We start from the raw sequence: 21004 nt of genomic DNA on the forward strand, positions 1-21004 counted from the left end.
ATCTTCTGTTTATCCGTCTCTCCGCCCTGCCAGAAGGGAGGAGCGGCGGCGCAGGTAGTATGTGACTCCCACCGTGTCGGCCAGCACCCATCCGATGGGCACCGACCACCAGATGCCCACCACCCCGATGGCGGGGACCGCTGACAGGGTATAGGCCAGCAGCACCCGGGTCCCCAGGGAGATCACCGTCAGCACCAGGGACATTCCGGGCCGCTCCAGCGCCCGGTAGAGGCCGTAGAGCAGGAAGAGGCAGCCGATGCCCCAGTAGAACACGCCCACGATGTGCAGATACTGTACGCCGACAGCCAGCAGCTCGGTCTCGTGGGGCTGGACAAAGAGGAGCATCAGCGGCCGGGCAAAGATCCACACCGCCGCCGAGATCACCAGGCAGAAGGCCACGGTCATAGCCGCCGCCTGCCGGATCCCGGCCCGGATGCGTCCGCTCTGCCCCGCGCCGTGGTTCTGGGCCACAAAGGTGGAAAAGGCGTTGCCGAAGTCCTGCACCGGCATATAGGCGAAGGAGTCAATCTTCACCGCCGCGGCGAAGGCGGCCATGACGGTGGAGCCGAAGCTGTTGATGAGCCCCTGGACCATCAGGATGCCGAAATTCATCACCGACTGCTGAAGGCAGGTAAGGAGGGAGAACCGGGCGATCTCCCCCATCTGGGAGAGCCGGAGGGCGCGGCTCTCCCGGGCCGGGCGGAGCCAGGGCACCCGGAACCAGGTGTACAGCGCGATGCCCACGCCGGAGAGATATTGAGAAAGCACGGTGGCAAAGGCCGCCCCCGCCACTCCCCAGCCCAGCGCCAGCACAAATACCAGGTCCAGCACGATATTCACCAGGGCGCACACCGCCAGGAAGAGCAGCGGCGCCGCCGAATTGCCCACCGAGCGCAGCAGACAGGCGAAGAAATTATAGAGGAATGTGGCGGCGATGCCCCAGAACACCACCCAGAGATACTCCCGCATCAGGGCATAGGCGTCCTCCGGCACCCGCAGCGCCGCCATGATGGGGTCCAGCAGCAGGAACACCCCCACGTTCAGCACCAGAGTCACCCCGGCGATGAGGACAAAGGAGGTAAAGGCCGTGCGGTGGAGCCCGGGCAGGTCCCGGCCGCCGTGGCAGATGGAGCACAGGGCCCCGCTGCCCATGCACAGGCCCAGCAGGATGGAGGTGAGGAAGGTCATCAGCGTATAGGACGAGCCCACCGCCCCCAGCGCGGCGGAGCCCAGAAAGCGGCCCACGATCAGGGTATCGGCCACATTGTAGCACTGTTGGAGCAGGTTCCCCGCCATCATGGGCAGGGCAAAAAGAAGCATGGTTCTGGTGATGGGGCCCGTGGTCAGGTCACCGCGCACGAGTATCCCTCCTTTCGGTCAGCAGTCCTGTCTATCATACCGCTCCGGACACTGTCTGACAAGGAGGAAAAGGCGCGCCGTTTTTCCCGACCGCTGTCCTTTCGCCGGAAAACCGCGCTCTTTGTTCTGTTTTCCCTTAAAAAAGGATTGACATTTTCCAGATTTCCGGTATAATAATAAAGCTTGTTCAATGAACCAAGCATATCCTTGCCCCTGCTCATGTACAGGGGCCATATGTCCATAAGGAGGTGCAACAAATGGCAAAGCTGAATGCGAACTACGAGGCCGTCTACATCCTCGATCCCAACCTGGGCGAGGAGGCCACCGCCGCTCTGGTGACCAAGTTCAAGACCCTGGTGGAGAACAACGGCACCCTGACCGAGGTTGACGAGTGGGGCAAGCGCCACCTGGCCTATCCCATCAACGACCTGAACGAGGGCTACTATGTGCTGATGACCTTCAGCTCCGCTCCCGCTTTCCCCCAGGAGCTGGGTCGTATCTTCCGCATTACCGACGGCGTGATGCGTTCCCTGATCATCTGCAAGGACGAGTAAGGGAGGCAGCGGCATGCTGAATCGAATCATCCTGATGGGCCGCCTCACCCGCGACCCGGAGCTCCGGCACACCCAGACGGGGACCCCTGTGGCCTCCTTCTCTCTGGCGGTGGACCGGGACTTCAAGGACCGGAACACCGGCGAGAAGGCCACCGATTTCATCGACATCGTGGCCTGGCGGCAGACGGCCGAGTTCGTCTCCCGCTACTTCACCAAGGGCCGCATGGCCGTGGTGGAGGGCCGGCTCCAGATCCGCGACTGGACCGACAAGGAGGGCGGCAAGCGCCGCAGTGCCGAGGTGGTCGCGGACAACATCTACTTCGGCGACTCCAAGCGGGACGCCGAAGGGGCCGGAAGCTACGCGCCCCCTGCCTACGGCGGCTATCCCGCCCCGGCTCCGGCGCCCGCCCAGCCCGCCTACTCCGCCCCCGCCGGCGGCGACCAGTTCGCCGACCTGTCCGACGATGACGGAGAGCTCCCCTTCTAAGGAGCGCTGTTTTTGAGTTTCAGCCGGATCCTCCGGCTTGGCGCATCGCGCCATCCCGCTCCGCGGGAGCACTCCTGCCCTGCGGAAGAATCGTTGAAAGGAGCATTATACCATGGCTATGGATAGAGAGCGTCCCCGCGGCCGCAAGCGCCGCAAGGTCTGTACCTTCTGCGTGGACAAGGTGGAGCACATCGACTATAAGGACGCGGCCAAGCTGCGCCGTTTCCTGTCTGAGCGTTCCAAGATCCTGCCCCGCCGCACCACCGGCACCTGCGCCATGCATCAGCGCCAGCTGACCGAGGCCATCAAGCGCGCCCGTCAGATCGCCCTGCTGCCTTTCGTGACCGATTGATCTTCGGTCCGTTTACCGGCGTATCAAAAGGGACCAGTCAGAAAACCTGACTGGTCCCTTTTTTGTCCCTTGCAGAGCCCTTCACCGGAGCCTCCTCTCCTTTCCGCCCGGCAGCAGGGATCATTTCAGTGTGATATAGGTCTTGTAGGCATAGCCAGTAACGCCGTTATAGGTCACATAGTACCAGTTGCCCGAGGTCTTGTCCGGATAGACCCGCATGGAGGCCCCCCGGGGGATGGCGCCGATCTCCGTGGAATAGGTGGGGGACACGGCGGCCTTGTTGTTGATGGCCAGCAGGTCACAGCCATTGACCACGCCTGTCCGGGTATTGAAGGTGATATAGTTCTTGTGGGCGTAGCCGGTGACGCCGTTGTAGGTCACATAGTACCAGCTGCCCGAGGTCTTGTCGGGATAGACCGTGATGGCCGCGCCGTCCGGGATGGAGCCGATCTCCGTGGAGTAGGCGGGAGAGACAGCGGGCTTGTTGTTGATGGCCAGCCGGCCGGAGCCCACCACATAGCCGGTGGAGGTCTTTACCTCGGGTGTGGGAGTCGGGGTAGGAACGGGCGTGGGAGTGGGCGCAGGTGTAGGAACGGGAGTCGGAGTGGGCGTGGGAGTCGGCGTAGGCGTGGGAGTCGGCGTAGGCGTAGGCGTCACGGCAGGCACGGACGCTTTGGCCATGTCCAGGAAACCGTAGCCCACATAGTTGTTGGTCCAGCGGCCGTTGGTGGTGGCGGTATGTACCTTGTCCTCCAGGGCCGCGGGACTCAGGCTCTTGCCCCAGGCCAGATCCAGCAGGATGGCGGCGGCGGAGACGTGAGGGGTGGCCATGGAGGTGCCGTTGAGACTCTTGTACTGGTTGCCGGGGACGGCGGCCTTGATGCTGACGCCGGGGGCCATCACGTCCACATTGCTGCCGTAGTTGGAGAAGCCGGCCTTGGCGCGTTTGGAGTCACCGGCCGCGACGATCACGGTGCCGGCAGTCGTCATGTGGGCGGGACAGAACTTGGAGGTGTTCACATTGTCGTTGCCCGCGGCGATGGCCACCAGGCAGCCCTTCTGAACGGCGTACTCCACAGCGGCATCCTCCACGCTGCTGTGAACGCCGCCCAGGGAGAGGTTGATGACGTCGGCGCCCCGGTCGGCGGCGTACTTGATGCCGGCCACCACGGCGGAGGAGGCGCCGGAGCCCTTCTCATTGAGCACCCGCACCGGCAGGATCTTCACGGGGGCGCCCTGCACGCAGTCCAGGATGGTGGCGGCCACATGGGTGCCGTGATAGTGCTCGTCCATGGCGTCGCTGTCGCCGTCCACGAAGTCCTTGCCCGAGAGCACCTTGCCTTTGAGGAAGGAGTGGCCGGCATCCACGCCGGTGTCCACCACCGCCACCACACCGCTGCCCTGGAAGAGGGCGGAGTACTTGCTTACAAAATCGTCAAAATTGCTGTTGACCACACCCCACGAGTAACTGCTGCCCAAAGCAGACTCCTCAGATGCGTCAGTGATCTCGTTGTCCACAGGGGGGATGTACAGGTCGGCCTCGGCCGTGACGCCCCGGCCGTTCAGGTCCTCCACTGCGTCCCTGGCCTCGGCGGGGGTGGCGAACTGGAGGACCCAGAAGCCGCTGCCGTCCCGGATCACCTGCTGTGCGCCCAGGGTACTGGTATCCAGGCTGTCTGCCCAGACCATCACGCGGGCAGTCTGGTAGGGAGCGCTGAGGGTGACGGTGGAGGTGGCCTGATCCCACGCCACATCCATCTCCAGCGCCTCAGCCACGGCACGGACGGGCAGATAGGTCCGGCCCTGCCTGGCGTAGGCCGCCGCGTCCAGCGAGCAGACCGTGTTGTTCACCGTCATGGTGTCGGAACCGATGGGACAGCGGACCTCGTCGCCGGCGGCACTGCTGATGATCACGGTCTGGCTCTCGGCGTCATAGTCCACGTCAGCGCCAGCTGCCTCGGCCACCGCCCGGATGGGGAGCATGGTCCGCTGATTGCGCACGTCGGGAGCCACATCCATGACCTGCTCCGCTCCGTCCACCGTGAGGATGTTGGAGCCAAGGGTCAGTTCCATGGAGTTAAAATAGGCCGAGCTGTCCTCCTCACTGAGCAGGTCGGAGAGCTCCCGGCAGAAATCCTCGTTAGCGCCGCTCCCAGCCGCAAAGACCGTTTGGGACAGCATCAGCGCCCCCGTCAGGGACAGGGCCAGCGCACAGCGGAAAATGGTCTTTTTCATTGCTGCGTCACACTCCAGTTTATTTGATCGGATCGAATGCGGTCCATGACAGGGTCCGTGTTCCATTTTTTATTATTATACTGTATCAGAAGTTATGAATCAAGTGCATCAGCCCCTTGAATTGACGGGGGCCCGTGAAAAAAGTTCAGAATTCTTGCAAAAAATTTTTGGTATCCGCTCCCCGTTCCCGAACAAAACCCGCGATCCCTGCGTGCCCCGGCCTTCAAGACTTGCAGCTTTTATCCGCACACATTATAATAATGTCTACTGAATAAACCGCTTTGCGGTTTATTCGCGCGGCGGCGGCCGCGCAATTCCATAAAAGCAGCTCAAAGGAGCCGTTTTTATGGAATTCAGCCATTGTTACAATGCGTATTTCCACTGGAGCACCGCGGCGCTCCAGTGGAAGGTGCAAGGTTTTTGGACAATTTAGTCCAAAAACCTTGCACCTTGAACAAAGCTAATGAGCCTTGAAAGCCTTGGCTTTCAAGGCTTGCGGCTTTGTTCAGTACGCATTATAATAATATCTGCCGGACCGGCCGCGCCCCCACTCTCCCCGCCGCAGGCGCAGGCACGGTCTGATCCTGTGTTTTAAGGAGCGTTTCGCTATGCAAAAACCAGTTCTTGTCGTCATGGCCGCCGGCATGGGCAGCCGGTATGGCGGACTCAAGCAGGTGGATCCCGTAGGCAATCACGGGCAGCTCATCATCGACTACTCCATTTACGACGCCCACCGGGCCGGGTTCGACACGGTGGTCTTTGTCATCAAGCGCGAGCTGGAGGAGACCTTCCGTGCCTCCATCGGTGACCGGCTCTCCCGGGTGATGGAGGTGCGCTATGTCTATCAGGAGCTCACCGACCTGCCGGAGGGCTATTCCGTGCCCGAGGGCCGGGTCAAGCCCTGGGGCACCTGCCACGCCGCCCTGGCCGCCCGCCACGTGGTGGACGGGCCCTTCGCCGTCATCAATGCCGACGACTACTACGGCCCCGAGGCCTTTCGGGAGATCTACGACTACCTGCTCCGTCACCCCGACAGCGACTGCTATGAGTACGCCATGGTGGGCTACCTGCTGGGCAACACCGTTACCGAGCACGGCCACGTGGCCCGGGGCATCTGCGTGTCTGACAGCGAGGGTTACCTCCAGACCGTCACCGAGCGCACCCACATCGAGAAGGACGGCGCCGACGCCCGCTTCACTGAGGACGGCGGCCAGACCTGGACCCCCCTGTCCGGCCAGTCCGTCGTGTCCATGAACCTGTGGGGCTTCACCCGCAGCTTCCTCACTGAGGCTCAGGCCCGCTTCCCTGCCTTTTTGGACCGTACTCTTGCGGAAAACCCGGAAAAGGGCGAGTACTTCCTCCCCAGCGTGGTGAGTCAGCTCATTCAGGAGGGCAAAGCCCGGGTGAAGGTCCTGCGCAGCCACGACCGGTGGTACGGCGTTACCTACAAGGATGACAAGCCAACCGTGGTCAAGGCCATTGCCGACATGACCGCCTCCGGCCTCTACCCCGACGAGCTGTGGCGCTGACCTCCCAGACTCCCCCATACATAACAAACGGCCGTGGACCTGTGGTCCACGGCCGTTTTGCACTTTTTTACGCGGTGGCGGTGTCCGCCTTCTGGTCCCGGACGCCGGCCATCAGCAGGCCGACGCCCTCCTTGGTGGCCTCCTTGTCAGAGACGATGCCCATGCACTCGCCCTCGTAAATGACGGCGATGCGGTCGCTCAGCTCCAGGATCTCATCCAGCTCGGTGGAGACCAGCAGGACGGCGCAGCCCTCCTCCCTGGCCTTCAGGATACAGCGGTGGACGAACTCGGTGGCGCCGATATCCAGGCCCCGGGTGGGGTGGACGGCGATGAGCAGCTTGGGCCCCTGGTCCAGTACCCGGGCCACGATGATCTTCTGCTGGTTGCCGCCGGACAGGGAGCCCGCCGGGATTTCCGGCGAGGCGGCACGGATGTCGTTATACTCCATCAGCTCTTTGGCCTTGTCATTGATGGCCTTCTTCTGAAGGACGTGGGCCTTGGTATAGGGCTTATCCTGAATGGTCTCCAGGAAGAGGTTCTCCTTTACCGACATGGAGAGCACCAGGCCCTGCTTGTGCCGGTCCTCGGGGATGTGGCCCACGCCGGCGTCAATAAAGGCCCGGGGCGGCTTTCCCGTCATGTCCTGCCCCTGGAGGATCAGCTTACCGCTGCTGATGGGCAGCAGGCCAGTAATGCCCTTGATGAGCTCAGACTGGCCGTTGCCGTCCACGCCCGCCAGGCCCACGATCTCTCCGGCACGGATCTTCAGGGTGAAGTCCTTCACCAAGTCCTGCTTTCCCTCGCCCCGGACCGAGATGTGGTCCAGCTCCAGCACATCGTCCCTGGGTTTCTGGTCCGGCTTGTCCACACCAAGCGTCACCTGGCGGCCCACCATGGCGGAGGCCAGGTCCTCCCGGCTGCAGCTGCTCAAGTCGTCGATGCACCCGGCGATCTTGCCCCGGCGGAGGATGCTCACCCGGTCGCTGATGCTCATGACCTCGTTGAGCTTGTGGCTGATGAACACGATGCTGACGCCGTCCTTTTTCAGCCGGTCCAAAGTGACGAAGAGTTCCTCGGTCTCCTGGGGGGTGAGTACGGCGGTGGGCTCGTCCAGAATGAGGATCCTGGCGCCCCGGTAGAGCACCTTCAGGATCTCCACCCGCTGCTGCTGGCCCACCGACAGGGTGGATACCTTCGCGTGGGGGTCCACACGCAGGTCGTACTTCCGGCTGGCCTCGGCGATCTTCTCCTCGGCCTTCTTGATGTCCAGGCGCAGTTCCTTCTGAATACCCAGCATGATGTTCTCGGCCACCGTGAAGGGCGGCACCAGCATGAAGTGCTGGTGTACCATGCCGATGCCCAGGTCGATGGCCTGCTTGGGGGAGGTAATGTCCACCCGTTTGCCATTGAGGTAGATCTCGCCCTCGTCAGCGCCGTAGACGCCGTAGATCACGTTCATCAGCGTGGATTTGCCCGCGCCGTTCTCACCCAGCAGGGAGTGGATCTCGCCGGGATAGAGGTCGAAGGTGATGTGATCGTTGGCTACGTTGGTGCCAAAACGCTTGGTGATGTTGTGTACACGCAGTACCGGTTCCATTTAGTTCCCTCCCATCTTGCGGCGCGCGGAGCGCTTGCGGGCCTTGTCCTTGACAAAGGGCGTGTTGGTGGCCGCCGGCCCCTTGGACGGACCCATGAAGAACACCAGGGCCAGGAAGGTGACCAGGTAGGGCATCATCAAGTAGAAGTAGTAGGGGATATCGAAATTCATGGCCTGCATCCGCAGCTGCAGGGCATCGCCCGCACCGAAGAGGATGGTGGCCAGGGTGGCACCCAGGGGGGTCCACTTGCCGAACACGATGGCGGCGTAAGCAATGAAGCCGCGACCGGAGGAGATGTTGTCATAGAAGGTATTCAGGCCGTTCAGAGTAAGGCAGGCGCCGGCCAGGCCGCAGAAAGCGCCGGTGACCAGCACTGCGATCCAGCGGATACGGATCACGTCCACGCCGGCCACGTCCAGGGCCTGGGGGTTCTCGCCGGCAGCCCGCAGCTCCAGGCCCCGGCTGCTGTGGAACAGGAACCAGTGGATGCCCACCAGGGCTGCGATGGCGATATAGGTCAGGGGATACTGGCCGAAGAGCACCGGCCCGATGACCGGGATGTCGCTGAGGACGGGGATGCTCAGCGTCTTGAAGCCGGGGCAGTGGGCCATCTGAGAGTCGGTTCCGAACATCAGGCGGAAGATCGTGCTTGTAATACCGATGGACAGGGTGTTCAGGCCCAGGGCCACCACCACCTGGTTGACCTTCACGTTGATGCTCATAAAGGCGTGGATGGCCGCCAGGAACATGCTGCCCAGCATAGCCACCACCAGGCCCATCCAGGCGTTGTTGAACAGGTAGGCCCCCAGGTAGGCGAAGAAGGCGCCCGCGAGCATCATGCCCTCCAGAGCCATGTTGAGCACGCCGGTGCGTTCACAGATGACGCCGCCCAGAGCCGCCAGCATCAGGGGAGTGGCCAGGCGGATGGTGGCAGAGTAGAAGTCAGAAGTCAGGAAAATACCCAGGATTTCCATTACTGCACCGCCTCCTTTCCAGTCTTAGCCGTAAAGGGTCTGCTCAGCAGACCGATGAAGTCGATCTTGGCATAGTTGAAGCCCAGCACGCTGAGGATGATGATGCCCTGGATGATATACAGGATGGTGACGGGCACACCCATCATGATCTGCATGATGCTGGCGCCGTTGCGCAGCGCGCCCAGCAGGAAGCCGGCCAGAGCCACGCCGATGGGATGGAGGTTGCCCATCAGGGCCACAGAGATGATGTCATAGCCGGTGTTGGGGGAGAAATTCTGCACCATCAGGTGCTGATAGCCCATTACCTGCACCGAGCCGGCCAGGCCGGCCAGGGCGCCGCTGGTGATGATGGCCAGCAGCAGATACTTGCGGGTGTTGACGCCGGAAGTGCGGGCAGTCTCTGCATTGGCACCCACCATGCGCAGCTTGAAGCCCACGTCAGTCTTGTAGAAGATGAAATAAAACAGGATCACGATGGTCAGGGTCAGGAACAGGCTGGTGTTGAGCTCGCTGCCCTTCATCAGCTTGGAGAGCATGGCGGAAGTCTGGATCTTGGGAGACTGATGATTGAGCACGCCCTCCGCCCGGAAGAAACTGGCCAGCGTGTAGTTGACAAAGTAAACGCCCACGTAGTTGAGCAGCACTGAGGTGATGGTCTCGTTATAGCCCCGTTTGATCTTCAGCCAGCCGGGGATCAGGGCCCACAGGCCGCCGAAGACCATACTGCCCAGCAGGCAGATGGGGATATGGATAAAAAACGGAAGGCCGGTCAGATTGACGCCCAGCCAGGTGGCCGCGAAGGCGCCCAGATAGAGCTGACCCTCACCGCCGATGTTGAAGATACCGCAGCGGAAGGAAAGCGCGATGCCCAGTCCGCCCAGCACCAGGGGAATGGCCAGCACCACACTGGCACTCAGGTTCAGTTTTCCCACAAAGGCGCCCTCAAACAGCGCCAGGAAGGTCTTGGCCGGGTCATAACCCTGCCACAGCAGCAACACGCCGATCACCACAAAGGACAGCAGCAGCGCCAGAACTACGGAGATACAGCTGTTCAATGCCGAGCGGACACGCTTATTCATAGCAGTTTCCTCCTGTCTTCTCCAGGACGGCGGGTGGGATGGGCCCCTTCCCGCCTGGAATGTTTATAAAAAGGGCGCGGCGGTGCCGCCGCGCCCTTTTTGGCGGAAGCCACAGGCAATGGCTCAGTGTTTTCGCTTAGTACAGGGTGGGAATCTCCAGCTTGCCGTCCAGATAGGCCTGCATGGCGTCCTTCACCTGAGCAGCCTGCTCATCGGTCAGGCCGTAGAACTCGCTCATGCCCTGAGCGCCGTTGGCCATACCATAGACATTGACGCCGGGGACAAAGCTGCCGTCCAGGAAGCTCTGAGCAGTGGCCACGTACACGTCCGCGTTGGACTGCAGGCCGGAGCAGATAACGGTGTCGGACAGGCCGCTCTGGTCAGAGACCCAGCCCATGGCCTTGATGCCCTTCTCCTCACAGGCCTGGTACACGCCCACGGAGTAAGCATCGCCGAGGGCCAGCAGCACATCGCAGCCCTGGGAGATCAGGGACTCGGCGCACTCCTTGGCCTTGGGCAGGTCGTCCCAGGAGCCGGTATAGGCCACCATGACCTCAATGTCGGGGTTGATGGACTTGGCACCCAGCTCATAGGTGTCCATGTCAGCCTTGTTGTTGGGGGCGTCATCGGGAGGAATGATGCCGATCTTGCCGGTCTTGGAAACCAGTGCGCCGGCCATGCCGCAGAAGTAGCCGCACTCGCCAAACTTGTAAACGGTTCCAGACAGGTTCTCGCCTTCCACGCTGGCGTTGACTGCCACGAACTGCACATCGGGGAACTCAGGGGCCACGGTGGTCATGGGCTCACCGAACTCGGCGCCGTGGCCGAAGATCAGGTCAAAGCCCTGGCGGGCATAGGTGCGCAGCACGTTGGGCACCTCGGCGATGGCGATCTTCTCACTGTAGGCCACCTCAACGCCCAGCTCGTCCTTGATGCGCATCAGGCCGTCATAGGCGGAAGCGTTCCAGCCGCCGTCGTTGACGGCGCCGATGCAGACCAGCGCGATCTTGACCTCAGAGGGGTCCTTGGCGCCGCCGGGGGCGGAGCTCTCCACGGGAGTGCCGGTATTCTGCGCGGGAGTGGGATCGGACTGCTCCACACTGCGGGAACAGGCGGCCAGTCCAAGAATCATGGTGCCGGCCAGCAAGAGTGCCATAAGCTTCTTTTTCATCTGAGTACCCTCCTTATTACGTTGGGATTTCCTTTACGGTGAACGAAGCGTTTTAGCCGCATGAAATAGCATTTTTGTAAACGGTTACATTCATCGTGCCTTTATATTACTACAAAACCGGGCCGTTTGCAAGGTTTCTTTTTTGCTATTTTGTCAAATCGCTGTTATTTCTACTAAATCCACAAATCTGTTCGTCAGAATCTTTATATGTTTTCCTAATTTCAGGACTTTTATGCTGCTTTCTCTGGAAATCTATCTTTTTTGATATGTAAAAGTGGTTACAAGTTCGTGCACAGATATCTTTTCCATCGGAACCGACCCCACAGCCCTGCGGATGGCGTTCTCTTCGCCCCGGACCCACAGGGAGACCACGCCCTCAGCGGCAGCCATCTCCGCCCGGCGGCGTTCCGTTTCGGTCTGATCCAGGGTCATGGCGGCCACAGGACAGCTGCTCCAGCCCCACTGGATATCCTGCACTCCCTCGGCCAGCAGGGCGTCCACCGCCACGGCCAGCAGGGAGCCCGCCGCCGTCACACCGGCAAAGAGGCTGTTTTCCGGCGCGGCGATCACATTGCCGCCGGCGGCTTCGGGGCAGGTCTCGCCTCCCAGGGCCACGCCCAGGGCATATTTCTCCCCATCCTTCACGCCAAAAGTCCCCGTCCCGTCGGGGCGGAAGGCCTGGGCCAGTGCCAGCGGATCATCCGCAAAGACCTCCACCACCGGCAGCTGCATCCCGTTCTCCATCCTGCGGTGGGCCAGGCTCACCTGTCCCCGGCCGCCCATCAGGCCCTCCAGCGCCCGTTTGGCGGCCATCCAGCCGCCGGGAGCCGACCAGCCCGCGTCGATCACCGTGCCCGACGGGCTCTGGCGCATCCCGCAGTGGAAGGCCGGGGCGTCTCCCGCGATCTCCTGGAATTTTTCTCTGGCAGCTCTGCTGTATTCCATATCACTTTCCTCCATTCGTCCCCAGAAAGGCCTGTTCCAGCACTCCATGGTGGAGCGCGCCGTACGAGAATTGGTTTCCCGTCCGTACATTGAAGAAGTTCACCCGGCAGGGTGCGTCCCACTCCCGGGGGACGTTGCGCCACAGATAATCGCACCGGGCAAAGAGGGTCTCAAAGGGGACGCCGTACACGTCCCGGTTCTTGTTGAAGGGCAGGATCGCCTCCAGCCGGGTGATCTCGCTGTCCGGGCAATCCACATAGAGATTGGTCTCCTGGCCGTAGATCAGGCCGTCGTTGACCCGGCCGTAGGCCAGCATCTCGTCGTCCACCACGGCGGGGATGGGCGCACTGCCGCAGGCCTGGACGATGCTGTCGATGGGGAACCCCTGGTCCAGCAGGCTGGGCAGGCTCTGCTCCACGTTGCGGGCGCACACCTGGGCCGCGCCGGTCAGGGTGCCTGTTTTGGCGGCCAGCAGATAGAGGTCCTTTGCCTCCCGGTCCACCGCCCCGGCGATGAGATCGGTCATCCCCTCGTCCGGCAGCTCATCGATCTGGATGTGGGCCACGATCTTCCGGGGCGCCGGGTCCCGGTAGTCCACCGCCCGGGCAAAGTGGTCGGTGCCGGTCACCGAGCGCAGGGGGCCGGAGACCGAGCGCTTCACCCCCTGGTACTCGATGTACAAAAAGGCGTCGTGGGCGGCCAGCTCGGCCACGGCAGGCCGGTCCACGAATACGGTGGCCACTGGCAGGCGGCTGCGTCCCACCTCCATAGTGGTGTAGGTCAGTTCTCCCAGCCCACCCAGGTTGGACTCGGTAAAGTACTTGGCGGCCATCCAGCCGCCCTTGGCGTACACGCCCATATCCAGCACAATGGCGCCGTTTTTCAGCCGGTGGACCTCCACGCCCAGGCTGTCGGTATGGGGCAGGATCTTCTCCTCCACGATGCGGGCGGCCCGCTCGTTCAGGGAATCGGTCAAATGCCTCTCCTCCTCTTCTCCGCTGTATCCCGCCTGAAAAAGAAAGGGCGCGGTCCGGCTGTGCCGACCCGCGCCCACTTGTTCCAACCAGCTTCAGGTCAGGACTCGTTTCCCTCTATCAATTCCACCGCAGCAGGATGCGATGGATATCCCGGTCCGTGTTGGCCCGGGCCATCTCCTGCTCCAGCTGGGCCATGTCGCCAAAGCTGAGGATCAGGTCGCTGAAATCCACCTGGCCGCTGCCCAGCAGGCGCACCGCCTGGCGGAAGCTCTCCTTGTCATGGCGGATGGCGCCGGTGAGCACCAGCTCCTTGAAGTGGATCAGGTCCAGGTCAATGGCGGGGCGCTCCTCATGGGTGGGCGCGTACAGCAGCACCGTGGCCCCGATCCGGGCGGCGGCCAGGCACTGATTGACGGTCTGGGAGCCGCCCGCGGTGTACACCACCGCCGCCGCGCCCATGCCGCCGGTCTCGGCCATGACCCGCCCGGTCCAGTCCTCCGCCGCCGGGTCCAGCGTCAGGTCGGCGCCCATCCGGGCGGCCAGCTCCCGCCGCTTGGCGCTGCGCTGCACCACGATGACCTTGCAGCCCCGCAGCTTCAGCAGCTTCAGGAAGAGAAGGCCCATGAAGCCCGCGCCGATGACCACCACCGTATCCCCGCCCACCACGTTCAGGCGGTTCACGCCCCGGGTGACGCAGGCCACCGGCTCGGCCAGAGCGGCGTAGTGGATGGGCGCGTCGGCGGCAAAGGGAAAGACCTCATAGCTCTCGCACACCAGATAGTCGGCAAAGCCGCCCGGGCCGGAGTACTCCTTGTCCCCCGGGCCGTCGTTGCCCAGGCAGTGGTTGTCATAGCCACGGCGGCAGGGCTCGCACTGGTTGCAGCGCACCCACTTGGCCACCGACACCGGCATGCCGGGAACGATGCTCCCCGGTACGCTTTTCCCGGTCTCCACCACGGTGGCGGCGATCTCGTGGCCGCCCACGAAGGGGAAGGGCATGGACTCGGTGCCCTCAAAGATATAGCGCTCCCAGGTGCACAGGCCGCAGGCCTCCACCTTCACCAGCACCTGGCTGTCCTTCAGCGGGGGGATCTCCCGCTCCACCTGGCGCAGCTGTCCCACGCCGTCAAACTGGATCTGCCGCATTTTCATGGCTCAGTCCTCCCCTCCGCCGATGGTGAACAACGTCTTCATGCCCTTCTTGTCCAGCAGGTCCTCAAAGGCCTGCTGCCAGTCCTCCAGCTCCACCACGCCGGTGATGACCGGGGTCAGGTCCAGCAGGCCGCATTCCTGCAGCCGCAGGGCCTGGTGCCAGTCCTTCCAGGTGTGGCAGAAGGTGCCCTGGATCTTCAGCTCCCGGTAGACCATCTGGTCATAGGGCAGCTCCACCGGCCGGGTGGCGATGCCCACCTGGAGCAGAGTGCCCCCCTTCTCCAGGGCGGAGAGGGCGGTGCGGATGCCGCCGCCGGCCCCCGAGCAGTCCACTGTCAGGGGATAGCCGCCGGCTCTGGCCTCGCTCGCCACGGCGAGACCCGCGGCGGCGCAGCGGTCCAGACGCTCCCGGTCCACCTCGGTGCCCAGGATGTCCACCCGGCAGCCATAGGCCTTCAGGGTCAGGCCGGCCAGCAGACCCATGGGACCGGGGCCCACCACCAGCACCGGCAGGCCGGGCTTCACGCCCACCAGCTCAATGGCGTGGACGATGCAGGCCAGAGGCTCGGTGAGCGCGCCCTTCTTCAGATCCACCCCGTCGGGCAGAGGATGGACGTACTGGGGATCGGCCAGCACGTATTCGGTAAAGGCGCCGGGTGTGTCAAAGCCGATGGAGTGCCGCCCGGCGCAGAGCTGATAGCGGCCGGTCTTGCAGTACTGGCAGCGGCCGCAGGTGGATGCGGTGTGCTCGGCGGTGACCCGCTCCCCCACCTCCAGGCCCGTAACGCCCTCGCCCAGCTCGGCGATGGTGCCCGAAAACTCATGGCCGTGGACGCCCTGGGGCAGTCCGGGCTCCTGGCCCAGGTAGATATGCAGGTCGCTGCCGCAGATGCCGGCGTAGGCCACCTTGATCTTGACCATGCCGGGCGGTGTGACAGGCTCCGGGACCTGGCCCATGGCGAAGTCCCTGGGGGTATCGCTCTGTCGCAGAAGGGCTTTCATAGGCGCTCCTTTCAGTCCATGCGGACGATGACGCGGTAAGTCTCCGGGGAGACCGCCCGGTGGAAGGCGTGCTCGATCTCAGCGAAGGGATACTCCTCGCTGACGAAGGGCCGCACGTCGATGAGCCCCTCGGACAGGAGACGGGCCGACTCCCGGAAGCTCTCCTTGGTGGTGGAGGACAGTCCGGTGAAGTTGATCTCGTCATAGTGGATCTTGTTGGGATCGATGGCCATGGTCCCCTTGGGGTAGATGGCGCCGTAGAAGACGATGGTGCCGCCCTTGCACAGGGAGTTGATGCCCTGCTCGGCTGCGCGGGCGCCGCCGGCGGTGTAGAAGCAGGCCTCCGCGCCCAGACCGCCGGTGAGCTTCTTCACGGTCTCCACCACATCCTCTTTGGTGGGGTCGATGACCACATCGGCGCCGAAATCCACAGCCGCGCGCTTGCGGCCCTCGTCCACCTCGGTGATGAGGACCTTCAGGCCGCTGAGCTTGGCTACCTTCACGTGGAGCAGGCCCATGACGCCGGCGCCGGTGATGAGGACGGTATCGCCGTACTTCACGTTGGCCTTCTCCACGCTGCGCAGCACGCAGGCCAGAGGCTCGGCCAGGGTGCCCACGGAGAAGTCCAGGTCATCGTTGACCTTGTAGACCTGATAACCCTCGGCCACCATGTACTCGCTGAGTCCGCCGGGGCCCCACAGGGTATTGGGGGCCGGATTGTCGCCGCCGTTGACGCACATGTTGTCCATGCCACGCTGGCAATAGTAGCACTCGCCGCAGCGGGTGATGGCGGCCACTACCACCTTGTCGCCCACCTTGACGCCGGAGGCCACGCGGGAGCCCACCTGCTCCACCACGCCGCAGACCTCATGGCCGCCGTTGAAGGGGTACTGCTCCTTGCCGCCGGTGAAATAGCGCTGCTCAAAGGTGCACAGGCCGCAGGCCTTCACCTTCACCAGCACCTGGTCGTCCCGGATCTCCGGCATGGGGAACTCCTGGAGCTCCACGGTCTCTTTCGCGGTGATCACTGCCTTTTTCATGGCTGTTTTCCTCCTTCAGATCAATACTTCAATTCGCGGTAGCGGGCGTAGTAGGCACCCGTCTTGTTCAGGTCCTCGCCCTCTCCGCTCTCCAGATGGGCCACCAGGTCTCTGCCGCCCTGCTCCAGCCTGGCCAGCACGTCCTCCATCTCCCGCACCGGCTTCCAGGTGGTGAAGGGGATGCAGAACTCCCGCCAGGGATAGCTGTTCAGGTCGTTGAGGCAGAAATAGCCCACCTTCATGTGGCTGTCGAACACCATGTCCCCGTGGCTGCCGCTGAGGGCGATGAGCACGCCGGGGCGGCGCACCTTGTTGATGCTGCCGAAGCGCATCTGCTGGGTGGCCTCGTCCTTCCAGATGTCGATAAAGGGATAGCACCGGTCCACAAAGACCTTGAACGCGCCGGTCACGTCGCCGTAATAGGTGGGCGTGGCCAGCACATAGGCGTCGGCCTCCCGCAGGGCCCGATGGAGGATCTCCACATCGTCCCCCTGGATGGTGCATTTATGGGTCTTTTCACACACCCGGCAGCCCCGGCAGGGCTTGAGGGTATAGTCATTGAGATAGTAGATCTCGGTCTCGGCCCCGGCGGCCCGGGCGCCCTCCAGAAACTTCTGGACAGCAGTGGCGGTATTGCCGTGGTGGCTGGAGCTGCTGACGAACGCGGCGATCTTCATTAGGTCTCCTCCTGTCATTCCAGTCCGGCCAGTTCCCGGTAGGCAGGCCGGATCAGGGCGTTGAGCTTCTGATAAAAGGCAAAGCAGCGGTCATACCGCTCCGCGTTCTCCGGGTCGGGCCGGATGACCTGCTTCTCCTTGAGCCACTGGTCCCGCACGGTGTCGAAGCTGTCGAACATCCCCAGGGCCATACCGGCCAGATAGGCGGTGCCCAGGGCGTTGTCGGCATTGGGGATGTACACCAGCTCCTGCCGGAGCACATCGGCGATGATCTGCCGCCAGAGCAGGCAATTGCTCCCTCCCCCGCCGATGACCAGACGGGTCAGGGGGATGCCGTTGGCCTCGTAGGAGGCCCGCAGGGCGTAGGCCACGCCCTCCAGCAGGGAGCGGTACACATGGCCGGCGGTGTGGGCGTTGGTCAGGCCGAAGAGCACACCCTTGGCCAGCGGGTCGGGAGCCGGCGTCCGCTCTCCCAGCAGATGGGGCAGGGCAAAGAGCCCCTCAGCCCCTGCGGGCAGGGCAGCGGCAGCCTGCTCCAGGGCGGTGTAGCTCACGTTCCTGTCCAGGATGGACTCCCGGAACCAGCGGGTGATCTCACCGCCGGTCAGCACGTTGCCCAGGAACCGGGCCCCGCCGTTGATGAAGGGACAGGTGCCCCGCATATCGTCCAGCGACCGCTCCAGCCCCAGGAAGGTGCCCGCGGTCCCCAGATAGATCAGGCCCTCGCCGGCCGACACCGTGCCGGTGCCCACCAAAATGGTGTAGGAGTCGCCGGTTCCCGCCACCACGGGGGTCCCGGGGGCCAGGCCGGTGGCGGCGGCAGCCTCCTCCGTCACAGTGCCCACGATGTCCATGGGCCAGTACAGGGGCGGCAGCACCTTGGGATTCAGGCCGATGGCCTCCATCCGCTCCGGCAGCCAGACGTGGGCCTGCTCGTCGTAGACCTCGCCGAAAATGGCGGCGATATCGTGGTCGGCACTGTACTTGCCCGTCAGCTTATAGGCGATGTAGGAGTGGGCGTTGAGCACCATCTCGATGCGGTCATAGCTCTCCCGCTCGTGCTCCTTGAGCCAGAGGAGCTTGGGCGTCACGTCCTGGAGGGAGAAGTTCCAGCCGAACTTTTCTTTGAGCCGGGCGGCCTGCTCGATGGCCCGGTTGTCCCGGTACAGGATGGCGGGCCGGACCGGATTTCCCTCCCCGTCCAGGGGACACAGGTTGGGGACCATGCCGCTGGCGCAGATACCGGCGATCTCCCGGGCGTCCACGCCGGATTGGGACAGGCAGGCCATGATGCCCAGGCGTGCGCCCACCCACCAGGCCTGCTCGGCGTCCTGCTCCACAAATCCGGGCTGCTTCTGGATGATGTCGTAAAGATAGGTATACTGCGCTCTGCGGCCGCCCTTCCGGTCCATCAGCACCGTTTTGATGCTGCTGGTGCCGATATCCACGCCCAGCAGATATTGTTGTGTCATTGCGGCACCCCCTCACGGTAAAACGTCATTTTTGATCTGGGTCAGGCAAAAGGAGGAGCGGCCAGGACCGCTCCTCCCCCTAAGCCTGTATGACGGTTTTAGCCGAGGTGGGTCATGGCGGTCTTCAGGTCCTCGCCCTCATGGATGAGGCCGTTGAGCAGGCCGATGACCCGGTCGGGATGGGCATGGCCCCAGATGTTGCGGCCGATGGCAACGCCCTTGGCGCCGCACTTGAGCGCGTCGTCGATGTTGGCAAAGAACTGCTCCTGAGAGTTGGTCTTGGCGCCGCCCAGCACCACGATGGGCAGGCCCTCGCAGCCGTTGACCACTTCCTCATAGGTACGTCCGTCGGGACCGGAGCGGTAGGGCATCTTCAGCATGTCGGCGCCGGCCTCAGCGGCCACGCGGGCGGCCAGCTTCAGGCTGTCCAGGTTGATGTACTCAGCGGGAGGATTGAAGCCGCCGGGGACCATCTCGGCGATGAGGGGCATGCCGTACTTTTCACACTCCCGGCGCAGACGGCTGATGATGGAGATCATGCACCGCTCCAGGCCGATGTCCTCGCCCGAGATGTCGGGACCGCCGTTGAAGAGCACCGCGTCGGCGCCCACCTTCACGGCCTCTTCCACCGCCACGCACAGGATGCTGTCGTGAGAACCCCGGGCGTAATCGGTGCAGGGGAAGTCGGCCCGGACGATCAGGCCGGTGCGGCCCAGCAGCTTCTCGTGCTTGCGGGCCATGCCGATGTTCAGGATGACGGCGTCGGTGCCGGCGTCGATGACCTGCTTGAGGGCAGCGCCCAGGTCGGCGATGCCCGCCATGGGGCCGGAGTTCACGCCGTGGTCGAAAGCGGTGATGATGGTCTTGCCGTCCTCCCGGAAGATGTGGTTCAGTCTCTTGATGGTGCCCATATTACACGTTCTCCTTTCGGTTTGTAAGCGGTTACTGTAATCGGTTACATACATAGTAGCATATCATGCGTTAAAAATCCACCCTTTTTTTACGATCTGCTAAAATTTCTTTTCCGGCCCACCCGCCAACCGGGCGCTTTTGCCCATAGAAAAGCGGCGGAGCCGGACAGGCTCCGCCGCTTTTGGCGTTTCCTATATGAATAATATGTTCCTGCTCAGACAAAATCGGCGCTGTCCACCCGGTTTTTGGTGCTCTCCCGCAGGCGCAGCTCCACCGGATAGAGGATACAGGTGGAGAGCTCCACACCCTCATTGAGCTGGCGCAGCAGCAGCTCGGCGGCTTTCTCACCCAGGCGGCGGTTGGGCGCCGAAATGGTGGACAGGGACGGCGTGAAGTAACTGGCCAGCGGGATATCGTCAAAGCCCATGACCTCCATCTCCTCCGGTACCCGCACGCCCTGCTCCAGCAGGCTGCGCAGCACACCTGCCGCCATCATGTCGTTAAAGGCGAAAATAGCCGTAGGACGCTCCCTGCCGTTCAGAAATTCCAGCACGGCCCGGCTGGACTGCTCCGGCACAGCGTAATCCGCCCGCACGACCCGGCATACGCAGTCACGGTGCTGCTCAAAAAAATCCGTCACAGCCTGCATGCGCCGCTCAGTGATCAGGGTCTGGTCCCGACCGGCCACCACGCCGAAGCTGCGGTTCCCTTCCGCATACAGGTAACGCAGGGCCATCTGTACGCCGTCGTAATCCTCGATGTACACGGATACCGGCTGGGGTTTGAGCCGGAGCTGCTCCACGTTCTCGATGATCACATAGGGTACCCGGAGGTGGAGCAGATACTCCTTGATATCCCGGGTAAAGTCGGAGCCCGAGATGATGATCCCGTCGATCCCCCGCTGGTCCAGTTTGTCCACGCAGCGGTGATCGTTATTGGTGGAATAGATCAGGAGCTTATAGCCCGCGTTGCCCAGCACCTTCTGACTGCCCTCCACCAGCTGGTTAAAAAACTCGTTGCGCAGGGTGGGAACGATGCAGGCGATGGTCCGGGTCTGCCCGGTAGACAGGCTCTGGGCAGAGGGATTGGGGACATAATCCGTCTGTTGGATCACGGCCATGATGCGCTCCCGCGTCTCCGGGGACACCTTCTCCGGCTGATTGATGCTTCTGGATACCGTAGCCACTGACACACCGGCCAGCCTTGCGATCTCTCGGATATTCAAAGGAATTCCTCCTGTTTTACCTCTTTCTTGCTTTGCTTATTTTTTCACCATCCATATTACCCTTTTTGTACGAAAAAGGCAACTCCCACCCGGTTTTTTCCGCCAATCTTTTCCTCTTTTCTTTTATTAAATAAATACTATTTATATATTATACGCAAATTGCAATAACAAGTTGGACACCCCGTGGTAAAAACCTTGCTCACGGATGGAGCCGCAGGATCTATCCGTGAGCGAGGTTGCCGCAGCCGTCAGGCTGCGTAGACA

General features: G+C 62.7%; 19 protein-coding genes. 4 read left to right on the forward strand and 15 right to left on the reverse strand.

Going from position 1 to position 21004, the window contains the following annotated elements; all coding sequences use genetic code 11:
* Positions 1 to 9 precede the first annotated feature (9 nt).
* A complete protein-coding gene (locus ACTNBZ_RS10380; RefSeq protein ID WP_441209685.1) occupies positions 10 to 1359 on the reverse strand; it encodes an MATE family efflux transporter in 1350 nt (449 codons plus the stop codon).
* A 257-nt stretch (positions 1360 to 1616) separates the two neighbouring features.
* On the opposite strand from ACTNBZ_RS10380, the gene rpsF reads away from it, so the two are divergent.
* The 3 genes from rpsF (at position 1617) to rpsR (ending at position 2752) form a co-directional block, all read left to right on the forward strand.
* Positions 1617 to 1913 carry a 30S ribosomal protein S6 gene (gene rpsF, locus ACTNBZ_RS10385; RefSeq protein WP_441209687.1) on the forward strand — a complete coding sequence of 99 codons (297 nt, stop codon included), beginning with the start codon at positions 1617 to 1619 and terminating at the stop codon, positions 1911 to 1913.
* 13 nt (positions 1914 to 1926) lie between these two features.
* Positions 1927 to 2400: a single-stranded DNA-binding protein gene (locus ACTNBZ_RS10390; RefSeq protein WP_441209689.1), complete on the forward strand. Its 474-nt coding sequence runs from the start codon at positions 1927 to 1929 to the stop codon at positions 2398 to 2400.
* A gap of 112 nt (positions 2401 to 2512) precedes the next feature.
* Complete coding sequence (rpsR, locus tag ACTNBZ_RS10395) at positions 2513 to 2752, forward strand: 30S ribosomal protein S18 (protein ID WP_087238992.1); 240 nt, start codon at positions 2513 to 2515, stop codon at positions 2750 to 2752.
* A 120-nt stretch (positions 2753 to 2872) separates the two neighbouring features.
* On the opposite strand, the gene ACTNBZ_RS10400 is transcribed toward rpsR, so the two are convergent.
* On the reverse strand, positions 2873 to 4987 hold the full coding sequence (locus ACTNBZ_RS10400; protein ID WP_441209691.1) for a stalk domain-containing protein: 2115 nt from the start codon (positions 4985 to 4987) through the stop codon (positions 2873 to 2875).
* A gap of 608 nt (positions 4988 to 5595) precedes the next feature.
* On the opposite strand from ACTNBZ_RS10400, the gene ACTNBZ_RS10405 reads away from it, so the two are divergent.
* A complete protein-coding gene (locus tag ACTNBZ_RS10405) occupies positions 5596 to 6516 on the forward strand; it encodes a nucleotidyltransferase family protein (protein WP_441209693.1) in 921 nt (306 codons plus the stop codon).
* Between the two features lie 67 nt (positions 6517 to 6583).
* Here the strand turns inward: ACTNBZ_RS10405 and ACTNBZ_RS10410 are convergent, their stop codons facing one another.
* The 13 genes from ACTNBZ_RS10410 to ACTNBZ_RS10470 form a co-directional block, all read right to left on the reverse strand.
* Positions 6584 to 8113, reverse strand: a complete 1530-nt coding sequence (locus tag ACTNBZ_RS10410; RefSeq protein ID WP_441209695.1) for an ABC transporter ATP-binding protein — start codon at positions 8111 to 8113, stop codon at positions 6584 to 6586.
* Positions 8114 to 9088, reverse strand: a complete 975-nt coding sequence (locus ACTNBZ_RS10415; RefSeq protein WP_441209697.1) for an ABC transporter permease — start codon at positions 9086 to 9088, stop codon at positions 8114 to 8116.
* Positions 9088 to 10167, reverse strand: a complete 1080-nt coding sequence (locus tag ACTNBZ_RS10420; protein WP_441209699.1) for an ABC transporter permease — start codon at positions 10165 to 10167, stop codon at positions 9088 to 9090. The genes ACTNBZ_RS10415 and ACTNBZ_RS10420 overlap by 1 nt, the downstream gene beginning before the upstream one ends.
* Before the next feature lie 136 nt (positions 10168 to 10303).
* The gene (locus tag ACTNBZ_RS10425) at positions 10304 to 11338 is read right to left on the reverse strand and encodes a BMP family protein (protein WP_441209701.1); all 1035 of its coding nucleotides are present in this window, start codon (positions 11336 to 11338) and stop codon (positions 10304 to 10306) included.
* A gap of 252 nt (positions 11339 to 11590) precedes the next feature.
* Positions 11591 to 12283, reverse strand: a complete 693-nt coding sequence (locus ACTNBZ_RS10430; RefSeq protein WP_441209703.1) for a methenyltetrahydromethanopterin cyclohydrolase — start codon at positions 12281 to 12283, stop codon at positions 11591 to 11593.
* Between the two features lies 1 nt (position 12284).
* Entirely contained in the window at positions 12285 to 13259 is a 975-nt protein-coding gene (locus ACTNBZ_RS10435; protein ID WP_441209705.1) for a methenyltetrahydromethanopterin cyclohydrolase, read from the reverse strand.
* Between the two features lie 118 nt (positions 13260 to 13377).
* Positions 13378 to 14412, reverse strand: coding sequence for a zinc-dependent alcohol dehydrogenase (locus ACTNBZ_RS10440; protein ID WP_441209707.1), 1035 nt, complete (start codon positions 14410 to 14412; stop codon positions 13378 to 13380).
* Between the two features lie 3 nt (positions 14413 to 14415).
* The gene (locus tag ACTNBZ_RS10445) at positions 14416 to 15414 is read right to left on the reverse strand and encodes a zinc-dependent alcohol dehydrogenase (protein ID WP_441209709.1); all 999 of its coding nucleotides are present in this window, start codon (positions 15412 to 15414) and stop codon (positions 14416 to 14418) included.
* Positions 15415 to 15425: 11 nt separating this feature from the next.
* Complete coding sequence (locus ACTNBZ_RS10450) at positions 15426 to 16454, reverse strand: zinc-dependent alcohol dehydrogenase (RefSeq protein WP_441209711.1); 1029 nt, start codon at positions 16452 to 16454, stop codon at positions 15426 to 15428.
* 20 nt (positions 16455 to 16474) lie between these two features.
* On the reverse strand, positions 16475 to 17131 hold the full coding sequence (locus ACTNBZ_RS10455) for a flavodoxin family protein (protein WP_441209713.1): 657 nt from the start codon (positions 17129 to 17131) through the stop codon (positions 16475 to 16477).
* Positions 17132 to 17145: 14 nt separating this feature from the next.
* On the reverse strand, positions 17146 to 18603 hold the full coding sequence (locus ACTNBZ_RS10460) for an FGGY-family carbohydrate kinase (protein WP_441209715.1): 1458 nt from the start codon (positions 18601 to 18603) through the stop codon (positions 17146 to 17148).
* A 98-nt stretch (positions 18604 to 18701) separates the two neighbouring features.
* Entirely contained in the window at positions 18702 to 19514 is an 813-nt protein-coding gene (locus ACTNBZ_RS10465) for a class I fructose-bisphosphate aldolase (protein ID WP_441209717.1), read from the reverse strand.
* A gap of 215 nt (positions 19515 to 19729) precedes the next feature.
* Positions 19730 to 20740: a LacI family DNA-binding transcriptional regulator gene (locus tag ACTNBZ_RS10470; RefSeq protein WP_441209719.1), complete on the reverse strand. Its 1011-nt coding sequence runs from the start codon at positions 20738 to 20740 to the stop codon at positions 19730 to 19732.
* Positions 20741 to 21004 lie beyond the last annotated feature (264 nt).

This window comes from Pseudoflavonifractor sp. HCP28S3_F10, assembly GCF_052065415.1.
GTDB lineage: Bacteria > Bacillota > Clostridia > Oscillospirales > Oscillospiraceae > Pseudoflavonifractor_A.

What these genes read in the sequence shown, in the direction of transcription:
- ACTNBZ_RS10445 (WP_441209709.1), bottom strand. Translation starts at nt 15,414, where the DNA reads ATGAAAGCCCTTCTGCGACAGAGCGATACCCCCAGGGACTTCGCCATG.
- ACTNBZ_RS10465 (WP_441209717.1), bottom strand. Translation starts at nt 19,514, where the DNA reads ATGGGCACCATCAAGAGACTGAACCACATCTTCCGGGAGGACGGCAAG.
- ACTNBZ_RS10450 (WP_441209711.1), bottom strand. Translation starts at nt 16,454, where the DNA reads ATGAAAAAGGCAGTGATCACCGCGAAAGAGACCGTGGAGCTCCAGGAG.
- ACTNBZ_RS10390 (WP_441209689.1), top strand. Translation starts at nt 1,927, where the DNA reads ATGCTGAATCGAATCATCCTGATGGGCCGCCTCACCCGCGACCCGGAG.
- ACTNBZ_RS10440 (WP_441209707.1), bottom strand. Translation starts at nt 14,412, where the DNA reads ATGAAAATGCGGCAGATCCAGTTTGACGGCGTGGGACAGCTGCGCCAG.
- rpsR (WP_087238992.1), top strand. Translation starts at nt 2,513, where the DNA reads ATGGCTATGGATAGAGAGCGTCCCCGCGGCCGCAAGCGCCGCAAGGTC.
- ACTNBZ_RS10430 (WP_441209703.1), bottom strand. Translation starts at nt 12,283, where the DNA reads ATGGAATACAGCAGAGCTGCCAGAGAAAAATTCCAGGAGATCGCGGGA.
- ACTNBZ_RS10420 (WP_441209699.1), bottom strand. Translation starts at nt 10,167, where the DNA reads ATGAATAAGCGTGTCCGCTCGGCATTGAACAGCTGTATCTCCGTAGTT.
- ACTNBZ_RS10425 (WP_441209701.1), bottom strand. Translation starts at nt 11,338, where the DNA reads ATGAAAAAGAAGCTTATGGCACTCTTGCTGGCCGGCACCATGATTCTT.
- ACTNBZ_RS10460 (WP_441209715.1), bottom strand. Translation starts at nt 18,603, where the DNA reads ATGACACAACAATATCTGCTGGGCGTGGATATCGGCACCAGCAGCATC.
- rpsF (WP_441209687.1), top strand. Translation starts at nt 1,617, where the DNA reads ATGGCAAAGCTGAATGCGAACTACGAGGCCGTCTACATCCTCGATCCC.
- ACTNBZ_RS10455 (WP_441209713.1), bottom strand. Translation starts at nt 17,131, where the DNA reads ATGAAGATCGCCGCGTTCGTCAGCAGCTCCAGCCACCACGGCAATACC.
- ACTNBZ_RS10400 (WP_441209691.1), bottom strand. Translation starts at nt 4,987, where the DNA reads ATGAAAAAGACCATTTTCCGCTGTGCGCTGGCCCTGTCCCTGACGGGG.
- ACTNBZ_RS10410 (WP_441209695.1), bottom strand. Translation starts at nt 8,113, where the DNA reads ATGGAACCGGTACTGCGTGTACACAACATCACCAAGCGTTTTGGCACC.
- ACTNBZ_RS10415 (WP_441209697.1), bottom strand. Translation starts at nt 9,088, where the DNA reads ATGGAAATCCTGGGTATTTTCCTGACTTCTGACTTCTACTCTGCCACC.
- ACTNBZ_RS10405 (WP_441209693.1), top strand. Translation starts at nt 5,596, where the DNA reads ATGCAAAAACCAGTTCTTGTCGTCATGGCCGCCGGCATGGGCAGCCGG.